This window comes from Syntrophales bacterium (assembly GCA_026417625.1).
In the GTDB taxonomy this organism is placed as follows: Bacteria; Desulfobacterota; Syntrophia; order Syntrophales; family UBA8958; genus JAOACW01.
Genome location: JAOACW010000020.1, coordinates 1 through 1868, shown reverse-complemented (window position 1 = coordinate 1868; position 1868 = coordinate 1). Strand labels below are relative to the sequence as shown.

Sequence of the window (1868 nt, the reverse complement as noted above, 5' to 3'; positions counted from 1 at the left end):
CTACAATCCCAACACTGAAAGCAATTAAGGATTTTTACCCTAAATCCCTACTATTTTTACTCGTACGGGCACCTAATGGGGAAATCCTGGAAGAAGAGCCCTATATCGAAAAAATCTTTTCCGTCACCAAGCATGTGGGGGAGGTTATAAAAAACGCCTACCGTGACATTCGCCTCACTTTCGCCTTACGGAAAGAAAAGTTTGACCTCGTTATAGATTTGAGGGCCTCTGATCGGGGCGCTTATCTGGCCTTCCTCAGTGGAGCTCCACTGAGGGTAGCTAGGCACTATGAAAGCCTATCTTGGCGAGACATGTTTTTTACCCACCTCGTACCGGAAAGAGCAAACGATTCGGCGTGTCGCGGACCTGTTTACCATTCTCTGGAAATAATTCGTCCCCTCGGCATAGAGGCGAAAGACACGGTTCCTCGCCTGACGATTTCCTTTGATGCCCAAGAAAAAATAATCAATTTGCTGAGAGAAAAGAATATCATACGGTCACATAAATGTTTTGCCACCATCAATCCTTTTTCCCGTTGGCGATATAAAGAATGGCCCTATAACCGATGGGCCGAGATAGCAATCGAATTAAAGGAAAAATGGAACATACAACCCATTCTGATCGGCTCCCGAGAGGATGAAAAGAGGTCCAAAGAGATCGAAAACGTATCTCTAAACAGTGTCATCAATCTGGTAGGAAAAACCTCCTTAAAAGAACTGGCAGCTTTACTTAATTTCGCTTTTTTGCATATAGGCATTGACAGTGCCGCCACCCATATTGCCGCCGCCGTTGGAACGCCGACCATAACCATCTTTGGGCCCACAGATTGGCGGGATTGGGCCCCCCAAGGTGACCAGCATCGGGTGATATACGAGGCGAGAGATTGCGTTCCGTGCCGGAGGAAGGGATGCAATGATAGCGAACAATCGCTCTGTCTGACCAACCTAAGCTCCCAGATGGTATTATCAAAAATAGAAGAATTTTTAAAAGACAGGAACAAAAATGAAACATGTTAGACTTCGAGACGGACAAATCGCATTCATCCTATTTTTTCTCGCCTTTATTTTACGCTTCGTACGCGCGCTACTTACACCCGTGGTCAATGTTGACGCACCCACCTATCTTTACCAGGCCAAGGCCATATACTATGGCTATTGGACGACGGTGAATTCGTGCTATTACCCCCACGTTACGCTTCTCCCCCCTATGGCAGCCCTCTTTTATCCCATTTTTCAAGATTGGATTTGGGCCATGCGGGCGGTCTCCATACTCTTCGGCTCTCTAACCATCATCCCCCTTTACTTCCTGGGGCGTCTTTTTTTCGATCGTCCGATTGCATTCATCACCACCTTTGTTTACGCGGTACTCCATGTGTTTGTCAGCGCCAGCGTCGATATAATACGTGATCCAGCAGCGTGGTTTTTCATTACTATGGGATTATTTACCTTTGCCCTATCCCTCAAAAGGGACAAAAAAATACTTCTTTGTGCAAGTAGCATTTTTTTTATCTTGGCGACCTGGAACCGGTTTGAGTCAATTTTCTTTCCCCTTATTAGTATAGTTTTCCTTCTCTTCCGCCGGAAGGAGGGAAAAGGTCGAATAATAGCCTTCCTTACCCCATTCTTGGTGGTCATAACCGCGTCCATACTGTACTATCTAATCTCTCAAAAAATGCCCAATCTGTATCGATTGAACGAGATCTGGGAAAGCGTAAAAGTTATGCTGAAGAATTATCAAACTATAAGAAGCGAACTGGCAAAACTTTCCCAAAATCCGCCGCCGGGGTGGGGAGAATTATCAGAATTCTTTCGACATTCTCGTACCCTTCTTTTGTATACGGCGTTGGGAGCAATTATTCACTCTACCGT

2 protein-coding genes are annotated in these 1868 nt (G+C 45.6%); both read left to right on the top strand.

Annotated features, from left to right (window positions below; translation table 11 throughout):
• Positions 1-1016 (top strand): glycosyltransferase family 9 protein (locus tag N2317_08800; GenBank protein ID MCX7817586.1); only part of this gene is annotated, 1016 nt, incomplete at its 5' end.
• Positions 1003-1868: glycosyltransferase family 39 protein (locus N2317_08795; GenBank protein ID MCX7817585.1), on the top strand; the 866-nt coding region annotated here is incomplete at its 3' end. The genes N2317_08800 and N2317_08795, both read left to right, overlap by 14 nt.